The organism is Paenibacillus sp. BR2-3 (genome assembly GCF_046529485.1).
Taxonomy (GTDB): domain Bacteria; phylum Bacillota; class Bacilli; order Paenibacillales; family Paenibacillaceae; genus Paenibacillus_AQ.
Genome location: NZ_CP126311.1, coordinates 3,755,145 through 3,774,050, shown reverse-complemented (window position 1 = coordinate 3,774,050; position 18,906 = coordinate 3,755,145). Strand labels below are relative to the sequence as shown.

The window sequence follows — 18,906 nt, the reverse complement described above, 5'->3', positions numbered from 1 at the left end:
TACCTTCTCTTAGAGGTAACTATATAAAAGGAGTGAAACACTACTATGGAAAATCAAACTTTGCACAAAACGCTGAAGCCGATCCATCTTTGGGCCATCGCCGTTGGCATGGTCATCTCGGGACAATACTTTGGCTGGAATTACGGATTTACCGATGGAGGCGTTATCGGGATGATTATCGCCTCGCTGCTGGTGACGGTCTTTTTTGCCTGCTTCATCTTCAGTTATGCCGAGCTCGCAACGTCCATTCCGAATGCGGGTGGACCTACCGCCTATGCTGCAAGAGCCATGGGGCCGTTCGCTGGATATGTGACCGGGATCGCCTGTCTGCTGGAATTCGTATTTGCTCCTCCGGCGATTGCAGTTTCAACCGGGGCGTACATTCACTTCCTGATTCCTTCTGTCAATCCCGTGTTTATAACCACTGGCATCTTTGTCTTGTTCATTGTCATCAACATGATCGGCATGAAGGGGGCGGCGCTGATCGAACTAATCGCTACCGTTATTGCCCTCGTCGGTCTGGCGCTGTTCTATACGGCGGGTCTACCGTATGTGAAGCTCGAAAATCTTGCTCCCGCAGGGGCGCCCCCGGTGGCGCTTGGCGGCGTGCTCGCGGCTGTTCCTTTTGCCATCTGGTTCTTCCTGGCCATTGAAGGCGGGGCTATGGCCGCTGAGGAAGTGGAGAATCCGAAACGCGACATTCCGCGCGGATTTATTTCCGGTATTCTGACTCTAGCGGTGGCAACCGTGCTGACTCTTCTTGTAACAGCTGGACTCGGCGGCGGTGAAGGTAAACCAGCGGATTATCCGCTGCCACAGGCCCTCAGTAACGTATATGGCGAAGGCAGCTGGATTGTTATTGCGGTCTCGGTCATCGGCCTTGTCGGTCTGATCGCCAGTCTGCACGGCATCATCATCGGGTATTCCCGCCAGACCTATGCGCTTTCCCGCGCCGGATATTTCCCGAAATTCCTGTCCAAATTGAACCGCCACGGTGTACCGGTATGGGGGCTGCTCATTCCAGGAGCCATCGGTGTCGTCTGCGCGGGTTCGGCAGCCTTTGCCAGCGCCTTGATTGAACTTGCCGTATTCGGTGCGGTGCTGATGTACTGTCTGAGCATGATTTCCTTGTTCATTCTGCGCGCCAAAGAGCCGCGCCTCGACCGTCCGTTCCAGGTTATGTTCCCGGTGGTTCCGGCGGTTGCGCTGGCGCTAGGCATGCTGTTCCTATTCTGCGTCGTACGTTACAGCATGATGGTGAAGGTCATGCCGATTCTTGGCGTGAACATTCCCCTCTGGGCGGTGGTCGTGTTCATCTACGCCGCCGCAATCCTGTATTATGCCGCGCGGGGAAGGCATTCGGTTTCGTCGGAGAAGGCGGCTTTCGCCGAACAACCATAAGGTTAAAAACGCTAGGAGGCCCGGTACCGGGACGGAAAGAGCGCTCGTTAACGCAACTAACCGCTGCACGAGAAAGCATCGCTAGCAGATATTAGCCCAGGGGCTCGATCCCTCTGGGTTAATTCATAATAGGGGGATGTCCCTAAGAAAGGTGGGAGTGAATAAGCCCTCAAACAATCTGCGTTAGCTTACAAATCAGGTGGAACGCCTGTTACCTTGCAAAAACCTCACATTGATCTCGCCGCTTCCCACTGTGTTGGCCCTCAGCTTAAGACGAAACGTATTCCTTTTCAGTATCGCTTTAACCTGCATGGGAGTGAGAGACGGATTACTCTGCAGCAATTGGGCGGCCGCACCGGAGACGATGGGCGTGGACATACTGGTACCGGATAGCACAAAATTTAACAGCTTTTTCTGCGGCCTGACATAGAGGCGGTTTATTGAGGAGGCGAATCCTTGGGGTTCAGTGAGTGTGATATTTTATATATTATACTATAATATAAGGAGGTATTATTATCCAAAAAAACCAAGGAGTGAAAATAATGGGTTATGATGAAATTTACGATATCATTTTAATTCAACCACCATTGTTTATAAATACGAAAAACCACAGTGAGAGTCAGAAAATTGAGAGCGAGTATTGGGAATCCATGGAGAAAAATGGCGGGAAATTACTTGGTGACTTACCCGTGGAATGCAGCTATGGAATTTTATCAATTGCCTCTTATATAAAAAAATTTGATTATAAAGTTAAAATTGTAGACTTTCATTTGATGGACTTTCATAAGAGGAAATTTGAATTTTCTGTATTAAATGAAAGAGATATAGTGAATGAGCTTTCAAAATACAAATCGAAATTGGTCGGAATATCTGTTGTTACGTCATCAGATCATTGGGCCAATTTTATTACCAATCAAATAAAAAAACTAAATAATGACGCCTATATCTTTTGGGGAGGATATTATCCTACTAATAATGATTTATCTATTCTACGGTCAAATAAGAATATAGATTTCATTGTAAGGAATGAAGGAGAATATGTAGTTAAAGATATACTTGATGCTGTTCAACAAAGACCATTAACATTATCGGAGATTGAGGGCTTATCTTATTTGAGTGGCGAGACTATGATGAGGAAAAATGCATCAAGAAACGTAGATTTTAATGAATTACCTTTCTTAGATTATTCATTAATCGAAGATTCTTATCTGGAATTTATCGTTCCAAGAGTTTATACAACTCGTGGCTGCAAAAACAACTGTTACTATTGTACAGCTGATAATTCCTCCATTAGGGAATTAAGACAACGGAGTGTTCAATTGGTTGTAGATGAGATAGAACATATTATGACCAGATATAATAAGAATTTTTTTGTTATGGGTGACTTGGAGTTTTTACTTGACACCGACTATTCAAAAATGGTCTGTGAAGAAATTATACATAGAAACCTTAATGTAAAATGGTGGTGTCAAGTTTATCCTCCTCATGTTGAAGAAGAAGTTATCAAGCTTATGGTAAAGGCTGGTAATATTCAAATTGCATTAGGGATCGAGAGTAGTAATGTTAGTGCTTTAGAAGAGATTAATAAAAAAATCAGTACTGATAATGTTGTAAATACTTGTAGATTAATAAAAAAATACAATATACAAATCCAAGCATATATTATGATAGGTTTGCCAAGGGATACTGTAGAAACTTGTATTAATACAATAAAATATGTAGGTAATTTGATTGATGAAGGACTTGTAGACGTTACTCACTTCTCTATCATGACTCCATATCCGGGCTCTATTCTTTTTAAAAATAGTGAAAAATATAATATTAAATTATTAGATACAGATCCCAATAAATATCTTATGAACTGTGATCTCTTAGGAAGTGGTATTCCACCATATGAAACAGGCCATTTGAGTGATCTGGAAATATACTGCTTATGGTTATTGGCATTAGCTCATTCAAAGAAATACTTTGATAAGAAGACAGATTATAAAGAAAACTATCATAGTATATATCAAGAGCTAGGTTTAAATAATATTTCTGTATCGGATCAGTATAAGAAGGTATCTCTTTAGTTAGTAGACCGAATCTTACTTAATTTAGAAGAAAATTCAGTTATAGTGGAAGCTAAAGGAGTTTTATTTATGTTTATGTTATGGATTCAAGGCTTTTTACTGGGTTTGGCTTATGTTGCACCCATAGGGATGCAGAACATGTATGTTATTAATTCGGCGTTAAGCATGAATCGGGCGGGAGCATATCGAACGGCTTTCGTAACAGCGTTTTTTGATATATCTTTAGCTCTGGCTTGCTTTTATGGAATTGGTTCGCTCTTAGAAAAATTCACGATTCTCCAAAATGTATTTATGATTTTTGGAACGGTTGCAATTGTTTTAATTTCAATTTCACTTATTCGCTCTAAACCTTCAAATTCGGAAGAAGTTCAAGTCTCAAAATCTTTTATGAAAGTGGTCTCTCATTGTTTTGCTGTGACTTGGCTTAATCCGCAGGCTATTATTGATGGAACAGTGATTCTTGGCGGTATGCGCTCATCTTTAGTTAATTATTCGGGGGTTTTTATAGCAGGGGTTTCAACATCTTCATTGTTTTGGTTTTTTTCATTGACGATGTTAATGATTATTAATAAGAATAAAATTGGAACTAAAATGCTCAAAGTCATCAATGTATTATGCGGCTTAGTCATCCTTTTTTTTGGTGTGAAAATGGGGTATAGTTTTATATTTGGGTGAAGATCGAACAACAATGTTAAATTCATTGGGAGCATCTGCATTTACGCAGTGCCCCGAACCAGACAAAAGCTTATCCATACCAGCCATAGCTGAAAAAGACCTTCTTCTAAAATGTCGAACCCCTTAAGCAAACCTGTCACCGCCTGGATTGCGGCATGAAAATGTAGTAACATAACATCTTAATTTCTTCATAGAAAAAAGATATAAAGGATCCATTTAAGCCCTTCTGTTTATTGACTCTTCAGTACATTCTCATTCGCTTTGTATATAGAATATCCTCCCTAACCTGATTCGGATATCGGTCAGCAAACGCTTGTGCAATAGTGATCCCAGCGGGACACCCAGAAAATAGAAAGCTTCAATGCTGTTGTCTAACAAGAATTGGTTTGAAATTTCGGCATATCTTATATGGTGACTTTAGATCCTATGATATGGCTGTTGCCGTGACCAGGCAGATCCAACAGAATTACCTGATATTCTTTCCTGAAATAAGCAAGCTGTGTCTCAAAAATCGTATGGTCAGCAAATGCTGGATGCAGCCTCATAATCGTTTCTTTCTCCTCGTTTGTCATCAGAAAATACGAAAATTGATTTTCAAATGTAAATTATCATGTTAAACGCCTGTTACTTTGCTAAAAACCTCACATTGATCTCGCCGCTTCCTGCTGTGTTGGCTCCCAGCTTGAGACGAAACGCATTCCTTTTCAGTATCGCCTTAACCTGCATGGGAGTGAGAGATGGATTACTTTGCAGCAATTGGGCAGCCGCACCAGAGACAATTGGCGTGGACATACTGGTACCGGATAGCACAAAATATTGTTTGCCGATCCGCAGGTAAGGAAACTCGCGATCCAACTTGGAGCGGGGGGCCCGCAGCGAGATGATCGACTCGCCCGGGGCGACTAAGTCCGGCTTCGTTCGGCCCCTAAATGCAGGTCCGCGGCTGGAAAATGAGGTAATACGGTCGTCCGCCTGCACGAGGGTGCGGCGATCGTCCACCGCTCCGACAGTAATGGCCAAGGGGCTGTTTCCCGGGGACTCAATCGTACGGCGACCGGGGCCGTTGTTTCCGGCTGCGATTACGACGGTAAGTCCGGCTTTAACTGCTTTTTCTGCGGCCTGACATAGAGGATCGTCCGCGCATGTGGAATTGACCGGACCCCCGAAAGACATCGAAAGAATGCGCAGCTTTAACCGTTTCCGATTCGCAATACACCACTCGATTCCCTTAATAATCGTGGAGTCATACCCACTGCCATCACGATTTAAAACTTTAACACCAACGATTCCCGCTTCCGGGGCAGGACCTTTGTATTTCCCTTTGCTTACCCATCCGTTTCCTGCAGCATCTCCTGCGACATGTGTGCCATGACCATTATCGTCGTAGGGCCGCTTTCTGTTTCTGATAAAGTCTTTAAAGGCCACAATCCGGTTAACGGGCCGGGTCAGATCCGGATGCGGAAATACCCCGGTGTCGATAATCGCGATGTTGATCTCTTTTCCGGTAAGGCCTTTTTTCCTTTGAACCGCTGTAGAACCGATTGAAGGTGTCGCTATATTAAGCGATGTTTTTTTGATTCCATCCAAATATATTTTGCCAACCCCTTTCCAGCCGCACATCCGTTCCAAACATTTCACCGAAACCTTGGATGATACTGAATTGAGCAGGGGGAGATGGCGTAGGATGGGGCAGGGATGATAGCCTAAATGCTTGTGTAAAGCCTGAATTCGGGCTGGATTTATTTTTTGTTTGAATTGAATAATGACCGGAATTGCAGCCGGCTTGCGGCCCGGGACATACGATTGTCGAATCTTTTTTCGCAAAGGACGATTGATTTTCGCAGTGTTTTTTTTCAACCAAACCTGTTTGTTCATAGTTATTGGCTCACCTCTCCAGTGCATTGTATGCACTGCTGAACCCGTGGGTACGCATCTATTAATCTAGGAGATAAACTCATTTTCTGAATTAGTAGGCAATAAGGCGTTTCAGGCAATGCTCATAAAGCATCTATTATTGTATCCTAATAGAAAGTGGTGAAGTAAATGAAAGCTCCTATAAAAAGAACTCCTTTGTCTAGCAAAGCATTGATAGCTAAAAAAGCGTTGATGGCTAAAAAAGTGAAAGCAGCTGCACCAAGAAAGAGACGGAGAATTAGACAGACCCTTGACAGATTCATTGTACTTGCGACGAATTTAGCCGCAACGCCTGTGCCTAGAGATACTACTGGCTGGAGTGCTTCATTAACCACTGGAGGTACAACCGTAACTGCTGATTTCGATGATTTTGGTGTAGTCAGATTCCCTACGATCAGCACGTTAACAACAGTGTCTTATACGCTAAGAATAAGAAATGCAGAGGATGTTGTGCTGGTTACCAGAACAGTCCCGGCCGATCGTGAATTTTATGTTGCCAGATTTTGATTAAATCTTCCTATAAAATATAGGGGTGTCCTAAAAGTCATGCAAAATGGCTGTGGGATACCCCTATTCTTTTGTTATAGGATATGTTAGTTATTGCATACAATTAGAAGCAAGAAATTTAGATATAATGACAATAAACATGCCATAAACTATTAAAAGGCAGAGATAACAAGATATAATATGGCCATTAGCACAAAAAGTTGCTGCAAATAAACTCAGACATGTTGATAAACCTGCCATAAAAGTTGACATGGAAAGGTATGAGGAATGATGAGCCTGGAAACCTTGAATGAACGTGTGAAAACAGATCTTTCCTGTCTGGCCTTTGGAGGCCCGGATTGGGTGCCGCCCATGAACCATCCTGAAGGGCATGTCTATGATGTCGTTATTGTCGGGGGAGGTCAAAGCGGATTAGGCGCGGCTTTTGGCCTGTTGCGCGAACGAGTATCCAACATTCTTGTGATTGACGAAAATAGCGAGGGCTTTGAAGGTCCGTGGGAAACTTACGCCCGTATGATGACGCTGCGGACGCCCAAGCATTTGACCTCCATCGACCTTGGAATTCCATCGCTGACCTTTCGATCCTGGTGGGAAGCGCAGGTCGGACCGCAGGGCTGGGAAGAGGTGGATAAGATTCCCCGGGGCGAATGGATGAACTATTTACGCTGGTATCGGCAAATCCTCGGTCTTTCCGTAGTCAACGAAGTGAAGCTGAAGCTGATCGAGCCTGCTGAAAAAGGGATTCACCGCTTACATATAGAAGGGGCGGGGGCGAAGTCCAATCTTTTACTGGCTCGCAAGGTTGTTTTAGCCACTGGAATTCAGGGCGGCGGCGAGTGGCATGTGCCTCCCATGATTGCTGAGAAATTACCTGATCATCTCTATGCCCATACTTCGGAAGTGATTGACTTTGATAAGCTTAGGGGCAAAAGAATTGCGATTTTGGGCGGGGGCGCATCGGCTTTTGATAATGCCAATTTTGCACTGTCTGCGGGAGTGGCCGAAACCCATATCTTTGTCCGCCGCGAAAAGCTGCCCAGTATCAACCCGATCCGCCAGATGGAGCTTTCAGGCATGATCGAGCGTTTCCACGTTCTTTCCAATGCTGATAAATACGCAGCGATTTCCCATTTCTTCAATTACAATCAGCCTCCAACCAACGATACCTTTGAACGGGCAGCAGCTTGGCCCGGGTTTCAACTGCATCTTGGTGCGCCATGGCTCGATGTGGAGGCTGCAGATGAGGGAGCAGTGGTGACCACACCTCAGGGTAAATTCACCTTCGATTTCCTGATTCTCAGCACAGGTCTTCTCAGCGATCCGGGCCTGCGTCCGGAGCTCCGGCTTGTTGAAAGCCACATTGCCCGCTGGAGAGACTGCTACAAAGCCCCGGTAGAGAGAGCAAATCCGCTGCTTGATGCACACCCTTTCCTGAGCCCCGGATTTGCTTTCACAAGCCGTGATGAAGCAGGCAAAGAACTGCTGCATGGACTTTTTGTTTTTAACTATTCGGCATTAGCCAGCTGTGGCCTTTCGGCCTCTGCGATATCAGGGCTGAAAAATGCAATACCCAAGCTCGTATCCGGTGTAGCGGACCAGCTGTTCCTCGATAACCGCGAAGAGATTTTGAGTAACTTCTTTTCCTATAATGAAGCTGAATTTATCGGCGAATGGCCGAAAAAGGAATAGTAGTGAAAATACATCATACTACTTAGGATTCCGGGAGGCGATCTCCCTGGGATCAATATATGGGAAGCCGCTGAATATTTCGGGAATTTGGCGGCTTTTTCCTGTGTAGAATGAGTGCGCGGACTGTAGTTCCGTTATTTCTCTTAAAAGAGGTAATATAAAGAGATTTACAGCAAATAGCTGCTCCTGAGTCCGCGAGTCCACGAAAAATAGGCGATTTCAGTATGTTATTCAACAATGAGCGTTCGGTACCCGTACTATTGCTCGCCTAACAAATATGGGATACGATGCATGAAGAACAACTGCGGAGATAATGATGTGGACATTGTTAGGAAAGGAAAATAATTATGACTAGCAAGCTGTATTACGATTCTGCCTATCTGACCGAATGGCAAACAGGCATCAGCCAAAGGCTGGAAAGAGACGATGGGTATTATGTCATTTTGGAGGAGACCGCTTTTTATCCGCATGGGGGCGGACAGCCCTGTGATGAAGGATGGATCAACGGAATTCCTGTACTTGATGTGATCATCGAGGGGGAAAAAGTCCTTCATAAGCTGGAACGTCTGCCCGAAGAGACCGAGGTAAATTGCCGGATAGACTGGAATAGAAGGTTTGATCATATGCAGCAGCATAGCGGCCAGCATCTGCTCTCGGCAGTGTGCCGTAATCTCTATCAGGCCATGACGGTAAGCTTTCATCTGGGTTCGGACTATGCTACCATCGACGTGGAGCAGCCGGAGCTGAACCCGGTTCAGCTGGCTTCCATCGAGCAAGAAGTGAACCGGCAAATTTACCTGAACCACAGCATCGTGAGTTATTTTGTCACGGGGGAAGAAATGGCTCAGTTGCAGCTTGTCAAACAACCGAAGGTGACGGAGAATATCCGGATTGTTGAAATAAAAGACGTGGAATATAACGCTTGCGGAGGGACTCATGTCTCGTCTACGGGCGAAATTGGTATAATAAAGCTGCTGAAAGCGGACAAGCAAAAGGGAAACACTCGGCTTTACTTCAAATGCGGAACCCGCGCCCTGGAGGAGTTTAATGAAAGCCTGCGGATTTTGGGCGTCTTGTCCACCAAGTTCAATACCGGTAAAGACGAGATTATCGACCGGATTGAAAAGTGGGAGCATGAACAGAAGCAACTGCAGGCTGAGTTAACGCTTCTTAAAGAGAAGAACGATGGTTATGTGGCGCAGGAGCTGCTGTCCAACCATGAAGACCGTCTGATCTCGCATATTTTTGAGGATAAGTCGCTTAAAGATCTGCAGAATCTGGCGGGCAAGCTGACTGCAGAAAGCCACCTTCCCGTGCTGCTTGCCACTGCTGCCGAGAACAAGATTGTACTGGCTCATAACGGGAGTACGGATCTTTCCTGTGGATCGTTCTTCAAGAATCATCTGGGATCGTTCAATGGAAAAGGCGGAGGCAGCGATAAACTAGCACAGGCGGGATTCCCGACCTGGGAGGATGCAGTTGCTTTCTATGAATTCACAAGACAATCACAGTTAGAGATCGGAGCTATGAAATGAACTATCGCAATATAGAAGAATGCGTCAACGATTTGGAAAAGCACGGACATTTGGTTCGTATTCACGAAGAGGTGGATCCTGAGCTTGAAATGGCTGCCATACACCTGAAGGTTTTTGAGGCTGGCGGGCCTGCATTGCTGTTTGAAAAGGTAAAAGGTTCGAAGTTTCGTGCCGTATCCAACCTGTTCGGGACCGTGGAACGGAGTAAGTTTATTTTTCGGGATACTTGGGAGACTGCCCAGAACGTAATCGCTCTGCGCAATGATCCGATGAAAGCTCTTAAAAATCCATTGAAATACGCAGGGACGGGACTTTCCGCACGAAGAGCATTACCTTTGAAATCCATGGGCGGTCTGCCCGCAGCTTTTCAGGAAATCCAAATCTCTGATCTTCCGCTCATTAAGCATTGGCCAGAAGATGGCGGTGCTTTCGTCACCCTGCCTCAGGTGTATTCCGAAGACCCCGACAAGCCGGGAATTATGAATTCGAATCTGGGGATGTACCGTGTTCAGCTGAGTGGCAACGACTATGAAATGAATAAGGAAGTCGGAATTCACTATCAGATTCATCGCGGTATCGGAGTCCATCAGGACAAAGCGAATAAGCAAGGAAAACCTCTTAAAGTGAGTATTTTTATTGGCGGTCCTCCGGCGCACACATTATCGGCCATTATGCCCCTGCCGGAAGGGATGAGCGAGCTGACCTTTGCAGGATTACTGTCAGGTCGTCATTTCCGCTACAGCTATGTAGATGGTTTCTGTATCAGCAATGATGCTGATTTTGTGATTACAGGAGAAATTTATCCTGAAGAGACCAAACCGGAGGGACCTTTCGGGGATCATTTGGGTTACTACAGTCTTACGCATCCTTTTCCGGTAATGAGAGTGCATAAAGTGTATGCCAGACAAGGCGCCATATTTCCGTTTACCGTCGTAGGCCGGCCGCCTCAGGAAGATACCGCATTTGGAGCGTTGATTCATGAGTTGACAGGGGATGCGATTAAGCAAGAAATCCCTGGTGTTAAAGAAGTGCACGCTTTAGATGCTGCCGGTGTGCATCCCTTGCTCTTTGCGATTGGAAGTGAACGTTATACCCCATATCAGCAAATTAAGCAGCCGGCCGAGATTCTTACGATGGCTAATCGGATTTTGGGAACGGGACAACTGAGTTTGGCCAAGTTTTTATTCATTACGGCAGAAGAGAAGCGGGCCATAAGTACGCATCATGTTGAGGATTTTCTAACCTATATCCTGGAGCGCATCGATCTTCGGCGGGACATTCATTTTTATACAAATACGACCATTGATACCCTTGATTATTCAGGCACAGGCTTAAACACTGGCAGCAAGGTTGTTTTCGCAGCGGTTGGAGAGCCCAAAAGGGAATTATGCACAGAGGTTCCGGATATTTTGAAGGAGCTGCCAGGATTTGGGGAGCCAAGATTGGTGATGCCGGGGATCGTGGTGATCCAAGGCTCTAAATTTACAAGTTACACGGAAGCTCAACAGGAAATCAATGGTCTAAGTGAGGCTATCGGGGAAAAAGGGGCGCTTTCTTCTTGTCCTATGATTATCTTTGCGGATGACAGTGCCTTTATAAGTGCGACGGTTGATAATTTTCTGTGGGCTACCTTCACACGCAGTAATCCTTCCCATGACATATATGGTGTGAACAGTTTTTATGATTACAAGCATTGGGCATGTGATAATGTGATTATTGACGCCCGCGTTAAGCCACATCAGGCACCGCCATTAATACCCGATCCAAAGGTGGAAAAGAACATCGAGAGATTGTTTGCTAAAGGTGCCAGCTTAGGCGGTATTCGGTTATCGTGATTCACTATATAAGAAGGGCTATTCCATAAAGGTCGGTAACGACCTCAGGGATATCCCTTTTTGGTTTTAGCCTTTGGCGCTGGAAACCCGTGTTTTTTTGAAATAGTAAAGGGTATAGATAATAAGCGGTATTACCAAGAAATTGACCAACTGGATATACAGCAAATAATCCAGAATTTCGAACATATCGAACAGATTCCTGCTGAACAGATAAGAGAAAACAATGGTTAGCGCACTGATGTAATATTCCTTAAATTTTAATTTAATCCCCGATAACCTTATAAGCTCCATGAGCGCATAGAAGCATACGACATATCGGATGAACCAGCCTGCCACAACCTGAAGCATAACAAAAAGCTCACCGGCCTCCATAAAGCCGAAGTGACTGATAATTTGGGTCTGCTCCAGTTTCGGGAACACAAGATTTTGCGCCCGATCCGGTCCAAAGGTAGTTATAATGCCCAGCATGGAGTAAATTAGCATCTGGATAATGAATAGAAGAGCGATGATGCTGTGTTTGATGAGCTTTGTTCTGTCCTTGATACTTTCAATATACGGAATGAAAATACTGACACAGCTTAAAGCACCCAGGATTTTAAGTGTGGATAAAAGTAACCCAAATGTAAATCCATTTTCCAAAATGGGGAAAATATACTTGATCTCCTTGTATTTATGCGTAAGGAAAGCGAGCAACATGCCTGAAAGGCTAATGAAAAAGATTACTATAATTGTAGTGATGGTTACGGAGACAATGCCCTTCTTTACAATGTAAACCGCAGCAAGCGCGGTAACGGCAATAAATACCCATATAGGAGTCCATAATAGAAACCCTGTATGTATTACGTTGGCTTCCGCTCCTGCGCTCTCAAACAGGGTTAATAGAATCGTCATCATGAAAAAGAATGAAAAAAAAGCCCCGCCTATTTTCCCTAAAGTTTGCGAATAAATATCAAACAGATTATAGTTCTTGGTTTTCTTATTGATCCACAAAATCACCCACACGTACAAAAGTATCAATATGGACGCGATAATCATCGCAATCCAGGTATCTCTCCCGCCAAGCCTGATAAATGCTGTAGGAAATGTTTTCAAAGTAACAATTGCCAAACTGCAAAGGATAAAAAAAAGATGCTTGGAATTTAGGCTACCCATTCAAGCGCCCTCCTTCTGGATTGATATGGACATAATGACCATTATTAGCAATAATCCGGAATGTTATTCCGCAAATTTGGCATACTACATTTGGAATAAATTTAATTTTGAAGGAAAGAAGGGTGGGGTATTAATGACAGCGGTGTGGGAAAATGAAATTTCAGCTAAGTTAACCGGAAGTTTGGATTTTAAAAAGAGGAAAATTTTAGCTGGAAACGATGTTATTACCCTCTTCTATATAGATAGCATCTGTGATTTAAATTATATCAGCCATTATATCATTGAGCCTTTATCTCAAATGGGGCACAACATTACAAGCAAAGAAGACGTCAGCCGTGTTATTTACGCTTCCAGCATCGGAGAAATATCGGATACCGGTCAGGCACTGGAGCATATTCTGGCCGGAGATCCGGTGTTGATCTTTGGAACGTTGGATTATGCCATCTATTTCGAAGCTAAAAAAATACAGACCCGGCCGATTGAAAAGTCACAGTTCGATGCTTCTTTGGTAGGTTCAAATGAAAGCTTTAACGAGCTGTTGGTAAACAACATCAGCTTAATAAGAAAAAGAATGGCTACTGAAACTCTAAAGGTGGAAAGCCATATTTTGGGTAAACAATCGAAGACGCAGGCGGCACTGCTATATATCGAAGGGGTCGCTCCCGAAGATCTTGTGAATATGGCGCGGAAAAAGCTGATCGAGATGGATAATGAGTTTGTACTGGGAATTCAGTATGTGGCGGAAGTGCTCAGCCCCAACAAAAGTTTGTTTGACACTACTAACTACTCTGAAAAGCCGGACACGGTTGTATCCAGGCTCTTCGAGGGAAGAATATCGGTTATTGTCAATGGCAGCCCTTTTGCGCTCACTGCTCCGTGCTTTTTTGTGGAAGCCCTTCAAGCTCCTGATGACTATGCTACAAACAGGCTGTTTGTCACCCTGTTACGCTTCGTCAGATTGACTTCCTTTATGATGTCGCTGCTATTGCCAGGGTTTTATGTGGCGCTGACAACGCATCATTTTTCACTCATTCCGTCGGCCTTTGTTTTCAAGCTTTCCGTTTCCCGTTCGGGCGTTCCTTTTCCGACCGTAGTAGAAGTGTTATTAATGTTTCTTTTCTTTGAGCTTTCAAGAGAAGCCGGACGGCGGCTTCCGCAACAGGTTGGACAGGCCCTTAGTATTGTCAGTGCTTTGATTCTCGGAGATGCAGCAGTAGGTGCGGGGCTTACCTCAGAAATTACGGTTGTAATTACCGGGATTTATGCAATCACTTCTTTTATTAACCCCAGATTTACATCTGCGGTATCCGCATGGGCGGTTTTTATAATCGTCCTGTCGGCATGCTTCGGACTGCATGGATTTTATCTGGGGTTTATCCTTATCATGGCACATCTGGCATCGCTCAGATCCTGTGAGTATCCTTATTTATTCCCCCTGGGCACCGAAAAGTCGTTAGGGGCTACAAATTGGGACGTGTTTGCAAGGGGACCGCTGAGCAAGGTATCCAAATCCTTTGTATACAGAGGTAAAAAATGATGACTACCCTAAAAAGAATCTGCGCTGCCTTTCTAATGTTGTCCATATCGCTGCTCCTTTTGACTTCCTGCCTAAGCTACAGGGATTTGGACCATGTAGTGTTTGTCACCTCTATTCTGATCGATAAAGACGAGGATGATAATATGGTATTTTATTTTGAAACCCTTAACGCCATCCGCAGTTCCTCAAAAGGAGCGAATCAAGAGAAAAGAATTGTTTATAAAATAACAAACAAAAACGCGGCTGATGCAATAAATAGCCTTGAAGCGCGTACAAGTGTGCCTATCTCCCTCGCCCATAATAAAGTTATTTTATTCACTGAGAAATTTTCCCGAAGCGGGCTTGATCTGGTATTTGATCTGTTTGACAGATGGCAGGAATCTGTTAACCGCACCCTCCTGTGTATTTATGATGGGGATCCGAAGGATTTTATTAAACCGACCAATCAGGAAGAGAACATGACAGGCCTGTACCTTTATTCAATGCTGGGCAACAAGAAATCCGTGACATCGTATGGGGTCAAAATCAATATTAAAGAATTCATGAACCAAAAATACATTGGCGATAAGGTAAACTCCCTCCCGATTATCACTGTTTCAAAAGATGAGGATACAAAAGGGCAGTATTATATCAATGGCGTGGGACTCGTTAAGGAATATAAAATGGTGGGCAGACTGGACAAGGAACAAACCTATTACTTTAATCTTTTACTTAACAACCAGGTGGATGGAAATATCAACACTGCAAATCCCGAAGATGAGACTAAATTGGTATCTATGCTGCTGCTGAAAAACAATTATGATTCCGATCTCGAACTTGAAAACAATGATTTGAACGTAACCATCAAGTTAAGACTGAACACAGTCATATCCTCTATCCAGGGAGAGCTTGAATTGACAAAGGCTAATATCGGGAAACTGCAGGATTCTATGGCGGAAACAATCGAAGAAAACTGCCTGAAGTTGTTCCAGGAATGGAAAGATAAAAAAATCGATGTCTTTGATATCCAAGAAAAATTTGACAGGAAATATCCCTCAGAGGCCGGAAGAAATATTATTGAAGATTCAAAGCTGCGAATGGATGTTCAGGTTGAGATCAACGGAACCTCCTCGGTCAGAGACGCAGAATAAAGGGGAAAAACTCACATCGCGCATGTCGTGATGTGTTTTTTTTGTATTATGCCTTAAACTAGAGTTATACGAATGGGGAAATGGTCTATTAGAGCCGTGGGGAGTGTAAGGAATGGAGAAGCTGCAGGAACTGGTAACGGGGGATCTATTGAGAAATTTGTCGATTGAGAGTGTTGATCCAAAGGAACCGGTGAAGGTCAATCGTGTTCCTAAGCCATGGGTACTATTGGGAGCAGGGAATTATGCTGCGGTGTTCTTTCATCCGGAATATGCAGACTGTGCGGTTAAGGTTTACGCTCCGGGAAGACCGGGGCAGCAGGAAGAAGCCGAGGTGTACCGCCGCCTTGGACATCATTCCGCCTATTCGGAGTGCTATTACGTCGGACCTGATTTTCTTATATTGAAGCGGCTTAGGGGGGTAACAGTCTATGACTGCCTGAAGCGGGGCATTCCCATATCCGATCAGGCCATCCGTGACATTGACGGTGCTTTGGAATATGCCAGTTCCCGGGGACTCCGTCCTCATGATATTCACGCCAAAAATTTAATGATCCAGGACGGGCGCGGTCTGATTGTGGATGTGTCGGATTTCTTAAAGGAGAAAGATTACAGCATGTGGGACGATTTCAAAAGAGTATATTACCGTCTCTACCAGCCGGTCGCCTCCCGTTGGCTGTTTCCGGTACCCGGTCCGGTACTGGAAACCGTACGAAAGGGGTACCAGCTATGGCGAAACAGGTAGAAGTGATAAGGACGCAGATTAATTTTCTCTTATGAATCAACTATGCTTTTTCCAGCGGCCAAAAAAGAACATCAAGACGTTTGGTAAAGCTAAGCAAAGAGGGCTCTTCGTCATGAACGAGACCTAATGATTTCGTAGACGTGTTGATGTTAATCCTAAGCTCTGCTTCCTGTAAAGGCCATGGAAGATGATGAATCTCTCCACTATAAAGCCGCCCTTCCGGGTCTGCAGCATACAGGCAATAACGCTCTGTCAGCCAGTGAACAAGTGTGCCCGGCTGTGCATGAAAGATGGATGAGCTCACTGGTTTATATATACCGTTAAAAACAGCGGTTTCTCCATTGGAATTTGATCTCTTGCTAATATATCGAATGGCATCCTTTTCCGAATGAATCTTCATATCTGCATACCTATAGGGCAAGTGAGCGAAGGCGCGCGCAGCTGTTACAGCTACCCGGTTGGAGGCATCCAGATTAAGAAAAAATACTCCCGGTTTGCCATTCCGTTCAACATAAGTTCGAATGTTAAGCTCCAGAAACCGATTGACCCATGGAATCGGAGGGATTCCTCTAAGCCGCAGCGGGTGAATAAGAAATGGAGAGACACTGATCCAGGGTTTCCCTTCCCACTTTTGCAGTTCCAGGCCCGGGGGAATATAGGAAAGCAATTCCGCCTCATTCACCGGCCAGTGGGCAAACAGCAGATCCTTCCAGACTTGTTTCATCATCCACGGTCCTTTGGGTAATGGAAAGGGTCGATGGGAAGTATGCAAAAGGATTTCACTGTTTTTCACTGTAACCACTCCTCATAAAAATTCCGCAATGGACTATCTATTATTGCCCGATTTTCCCCGATTTAGGAAGCTCCTGCATATACTTCTCTCCCCAATCACACATTAAGTTTAGAATCGGTTTCAGTGACCACCCGAGCTCACTCAGTTCATAAACCACCTTCGGCGGGACTTGATTGTAGACTGTTCTGATAATAATATGATCCTCTTCCAGTTCTCTAAGCTGTTGAGTTAACATTTTTTGCGTAATAGCGGGCATCATCCTGCTAAGCTCGCTTGTTCTTTTCGGCCCATAAGTCAAGTGGCAGAGAATCAGTGTTTTCCACTTTCCCCCGATTACATCCAGTGTGGCTTCTACAGGAATGTTATAAGTTTTATTTGCTAAATCCTTCATAGTGTTCTTCCTCTCCTAATGAAAATACAGTCAAGATTAATAGGTACTTTTTAGTGCCTACCATACTTTTTAGTTCTAATATAACAAAAAAGTGGGTACTTCTATATTTTCATTATATCATCCATAATGTCTATAATAAACGTACCATAAAAACGGAGGGATTATCATATGAAATCAGATAAAATAGGAGTAGGTATTATAGGTGCAAGCGGCTGGGGGAAGATCGCCCATATCCCCGCTCTTCAAGCACTGCCGGAATTTGAAATTATCGCAGTAAGCACCACACAACTACAAAGTGCTAAAGAGATAGCTGAACAATTTGGGATAAATCACTTCTATACAAATCCGTATGAATTGGTTGCAAATCCTGAAGTCGATTTAGTGGTCATAACCGTCAAAGTTCCGGACCATAACGAGTTGGTTCGTTTAGCTATCAATGCCGGGAAGCATGTATATTGCGAATGGCCGCTGGCACTCCATACAACAGAAGCTTCTGAACTTCTCCGATTGGCAATGACAAAGAATGTCCGACATGTTTCCGGTCTGCAGGCTCGTGCCAATCCGGCTATTAATTATGTGAAGGATCTTCTTAATTCAGCTTACCTGGGAGATGTATTATCCGTAAATATTAGCTACTCGATGCCATCCTTTCCCACAAAAGGGAACACGATTGATCAGGCCCATACTTATCTTCTTGATATAAAGAATGGAGCTAATCAGTTGACCATTACCGCCGGTCATTTGTTGGATGGAATTACCTACATGATGGGTCCCTTTACTAAAATATCAGCCGCATTAGAGACACAATACAAAGAAATAAGTGTTGTGGAAACCGGTGAAGTGATTTATGCTACCGCACCTGATTATGTCGCGATCAATGGGACGTTAAAAAGCGGCGCACTCCTGTCAGGACAATTTCGCAATTCAAAGATAGCTGGATTAACTATAGATATAATTGGTACTAAAGGCGAGATTTCGATGAAATCCAAAGACGGATTGATGTTTCAATGGGATTCATTCCAACTGCAGGCCGCTCTTGAAAATAACGCTTTTCAACCCTTGGTTGTTCCTTCTCATTATTATCATATCGACCCGCAGGCAGTTCATCTTATCTCTTATAATATCGCTCAGCTTTACTCACAATTTGCTGATAACTTACACAAAAACACCTGCACTACTCCAGATTTTCAAACAGGATATAGACTTCATTACTTATTGGATCAAATAACCAAGTCTGCCGAAACCGGCAACATTCAGTATTTAACGGTACCAAATATAAGTTAAGACATAAAGAAATTGTTTTGTGGCTCAAAACCAAAATCAGCGGTTGACCGATCGTGAATCAAGCGACTAAGGGTTCGGAGGGGTCTTGCGATCGGTGTTATAGGTGAAAACTTCGTATCTCCAGAATCCCGCAGGGCCCTCCGCGCTGTGGAAATGAATTAAAGGGAATTTCTCCCTCTAATGGTGGCGTAACACTCCCACGAGAAGAAATAACGGGAATTTCTCCCTCTAATGGTGATGTAACGCTCC

18 protein-coding genes are annotated in these 18,906 nt (G+C 44.2%); 11 read left to right on the top strand and 7 right to left on the bottom strand.

Going from position 1 to position 18,906, the window contains the following annotated elements:
• Positions 1-45 precede the first annotated feature (45 nt).
• Entirely contained in the window at positions 46-1,401 is a 1,356-nt protein-coding gene (gene eat / locus PaeBR_RS18200) for an ethanolamine permease (protein ID WP_410511933.1), read from the top strand.
• A gap of 195 nt (positions 1,402-1,596) precedes the next feature.
• On the opposite strand, the gene PaeBR_RS18195 is transcribed toward eat, so the two are convergent.
• Positions 1,597-1,779, bottom strand: coding sequence for a S8 family serine peptidase (locus PaeBR_RS18195; RefSeq protein WP_410511932.1), 183 nt, complete (start codon positions 1,777-1,779; stop codon positions 1,597-1,599).
• A gap of 164 nt (positions 1,780-1,943) precedes the next feature.
• Between PaeBR_RS18195 and PaeBR_RS18190 the strand changes: the two genes are divergently transcribed.
• Positions 1,944-3,473, top strand: a complete 1,530-nt coding sequence (locus tag PaeBR_RS18190; RefSeq protein ID WP_410511931.1) for a B12-binding domain-containing radical SAM protein — start codon at positions 1,944-1,946, stop codon at positions 3,471-3,473.
• Positions 3,474-3,542: 69 nt separating this feature from the next.
• Entirely contained in the window at positions 3,543-4,148 is a 606-nt protein-coding gene (locus PaeBR_RS18185) for a LysE/ArgO family amino acid transporter (protein WP_410511930.1), read from the top strand.
• A gap of 404 nt (positions 4,149-4,552) precedes the next feature.
• Here PaeBR_RS18185 and PaeBR_RS18180 read toward each other — a convergent pair whose 3' ends face one another.
• The 3 genes from PaeBR_RS18180 to PaeBR_RS18170 all read right to left on the bottom strand — a co-directional run bounded on the left by PaeBR_RS18180 (position 4,553) and on the right by PaeBR_RS18170 (position 6,009).
• Entirely contained in the window at positions 4,553-4,693 is a 141-nt protein-coding gene (locus tag PaeBR_RS18180) for an alpha/beta fold hydrolase (protein ID WP_410511929.1), read from the bottom strand.
• A 79-nt stretch (positions 4,694-4,772) separates the two neighbouring features.
• Entirely contained in the window at positions 4,773-5,735 is a 963-nt protein-coding gene (locus PaeBR_RS18175; protein ID WP_410511928.1) for a S8 family peptidase, read from the bottom strand.
• Positions 5,707-6,009, bottom strand: a complete 303-nt coding sequence (locus PaeBR_RS18170; protein ID WP_410511927.1) for a hypothetical protein — start codon at positions 6,007-6,009, stop codon at positions 5,707-5,709. The genes PaeBR_RS18175 and PaeBR_RS18170 overlap by 29 nt, the downstream gene beginning before the upstream one ends.
• A 182-nt stretch (positions 6,010-6,191) precedes the next feature.
• Here PaeBR_RS18170 and PaeBR_RS18165 point away from each other — a divergent pair, with 182 nt between their 5' ends.
• From PaeBR_RS18165 to PaeBR_RS18150, 4 genes are all read left to right on the top strand, one after another.
• Positions 6,192-6,569 carry a hypothetical protein gene (locus tag PaeBR_RS18165; RefSeq protein ID WP_410511926.1) on the top strand — a complete coding sequence of 126 codons (378 nt, stop codon included), beginning with the start codon at positions 6,192-6,194 and terminating at the stop codon, positions 6,567-6,569.
• A gap of 270 nt (positions 6,570-6,839) precedes the next feature.
• Positions 6,840-8,258, top strand: coding sequence for an FAD/NAD(P)-binding protein (locus tag PaeBR_RS18160; protein ID WP_410515231.1), 1,419 nt, complete (start codon positions 6,840-6,842; stop codon positions 8,256-8,258).
• Positions 8,259-8,605: 347 nt separating this feature from the next.
• Complete coding sequence (locus PaeBR_RS18155) at positions 8,606-9,793, top strand: alanyl-tRNA editing protein (protein WP_410511925.1); 1,188 nt, start codon at positions 8,606-8,608, stop codon at positions 9,791-9,793.
• Complete coding sequence (locus PaeBR_RS18150; RefSeq protein ID WP_410511924.1) at positions 9,790-11,628, top strand: UbiD family decarboxylase; 1,839 nt, start codon at positions 9,790-9,792, stop codon at positions 11,626-11,628. Before PaeBR_RS18155 ends, PaeBR_RS18150 begins: the two co-directional genes overlap by 4 nt.
• A gap of 66 nt (positions 11,629-11,694) precedes the next feature.
• Here the strand turns inward: PaeBR_RS18150 and PaeBR_RS18145 are convergent, their stop codons facing one another.
• Positions 11,695-12,780 (bottom strand): GerAB/ArcD/ProY family transporter, encoded by a 1,086-nt coding sequence (locus tag PaeBR_RS18145; protein ID WP_410511923.1) that lies wholly within the window; start codon positions 12,778-12,780, stop codon positions 11,695-11,697.
• A 133-nt stretch (positions 12,781-12,913) separates the two neighbouring features.
• Here PaeBR_RS18145 and PaeBR_RS18140 point away from each other — a divergent pair, with 133 nt between their 5' ends.
• The 3 genes from PaeBR_RS18140 to PaeBR_RS18130 all read left to right on the top strand — a co-directional run bounded on the left by PaeBR_RS18140 (position 12,914) and on the right by PaeBR_RS18130 (position 16,189).
• Positions 12,914-14,317 (top strand): spore germination protein, encoded by a 1,404-nt coding sequence (locus PaeBR_RS18140; RefSeq protein WP_410511922.1) that lies wholly within the window; start codon positions 12,914-12,916, stop codon positions 14,315-14,317.
• The gene (locus tag PaeBR_RS18135; RefSeq protein ID WP_410511921.1) at positions 14,317-15,447 is read left to right on the top strand and encodes a Ger(x)C family spore germination protein; all 1,131 of its coding nucleotides are present in this window, start codon (positions 14,317-14,319) and stop codon (positions 15,445-15,447) included. Before PaeBR_RS18140 ends, PaeBR_RS18135 begins: the two co-directional genes overlap by 1 nt.
• 112 nt (positions 15,448-15,559) lie before the next feature.
• Positions 15,560-16,189 (top strand): serine/threonine protein kinase, encoded by a 630-nt coding sequence (locus PaeBR_RS18130; RefSeq protein WP_410511920.1) that lies wholly within the window; start codon positions 15,560-15,562, stop codon positions 16,187-16,189.
• 40 nt (positions 16,190-16,229) lie between these two features.
• Here the strand turns inward: PaeBR_RS18130 and PaeBR_RS18125 are convergent, their stop codons facing one another.
• Positions 16,230-16,913, bottom strand: a complete 684-nt coding sequence (locus PaeBR_RS18125; protein ID WP_410511919.1) for a YqjF family protein — start codon at positions 16,911-16,913, stop codon at positions 16,230-16,232.
• A 109-nt stretch (positions 16,914-17,022) separates the two neighbouring features.
• On the bottom strand, positions 17,023-17,373 hold the full coding sequence (locus PaeBR_RS18120) for a winged helix-turn-helix transcriptional regulator (protein ID WP_410511918.1): 351 nt from the start codon (positions 17,371-17,373) through the stop codon (positions 17,023-17,025).
• Between the two features lie 168 nt (positions 17,374-17,541).
• Between PaeBR_RS18120 and PaeBR_RS18115 the strand changes: the two genes are divergently transcribed.
• Complete coding sequence (locus tag PaeBR_RS18115) at positions 17,542-18,657, top strand: Gfo/Idh/MocA family protein (RefSeq protein ID WP_410511917.1); 1,116 nt, start codon at positions 17,542-17,544, stop codon at positions 18,655-18,657.
• Positions 18,658-18,906 lie beyond the last annotated feature (249 nt).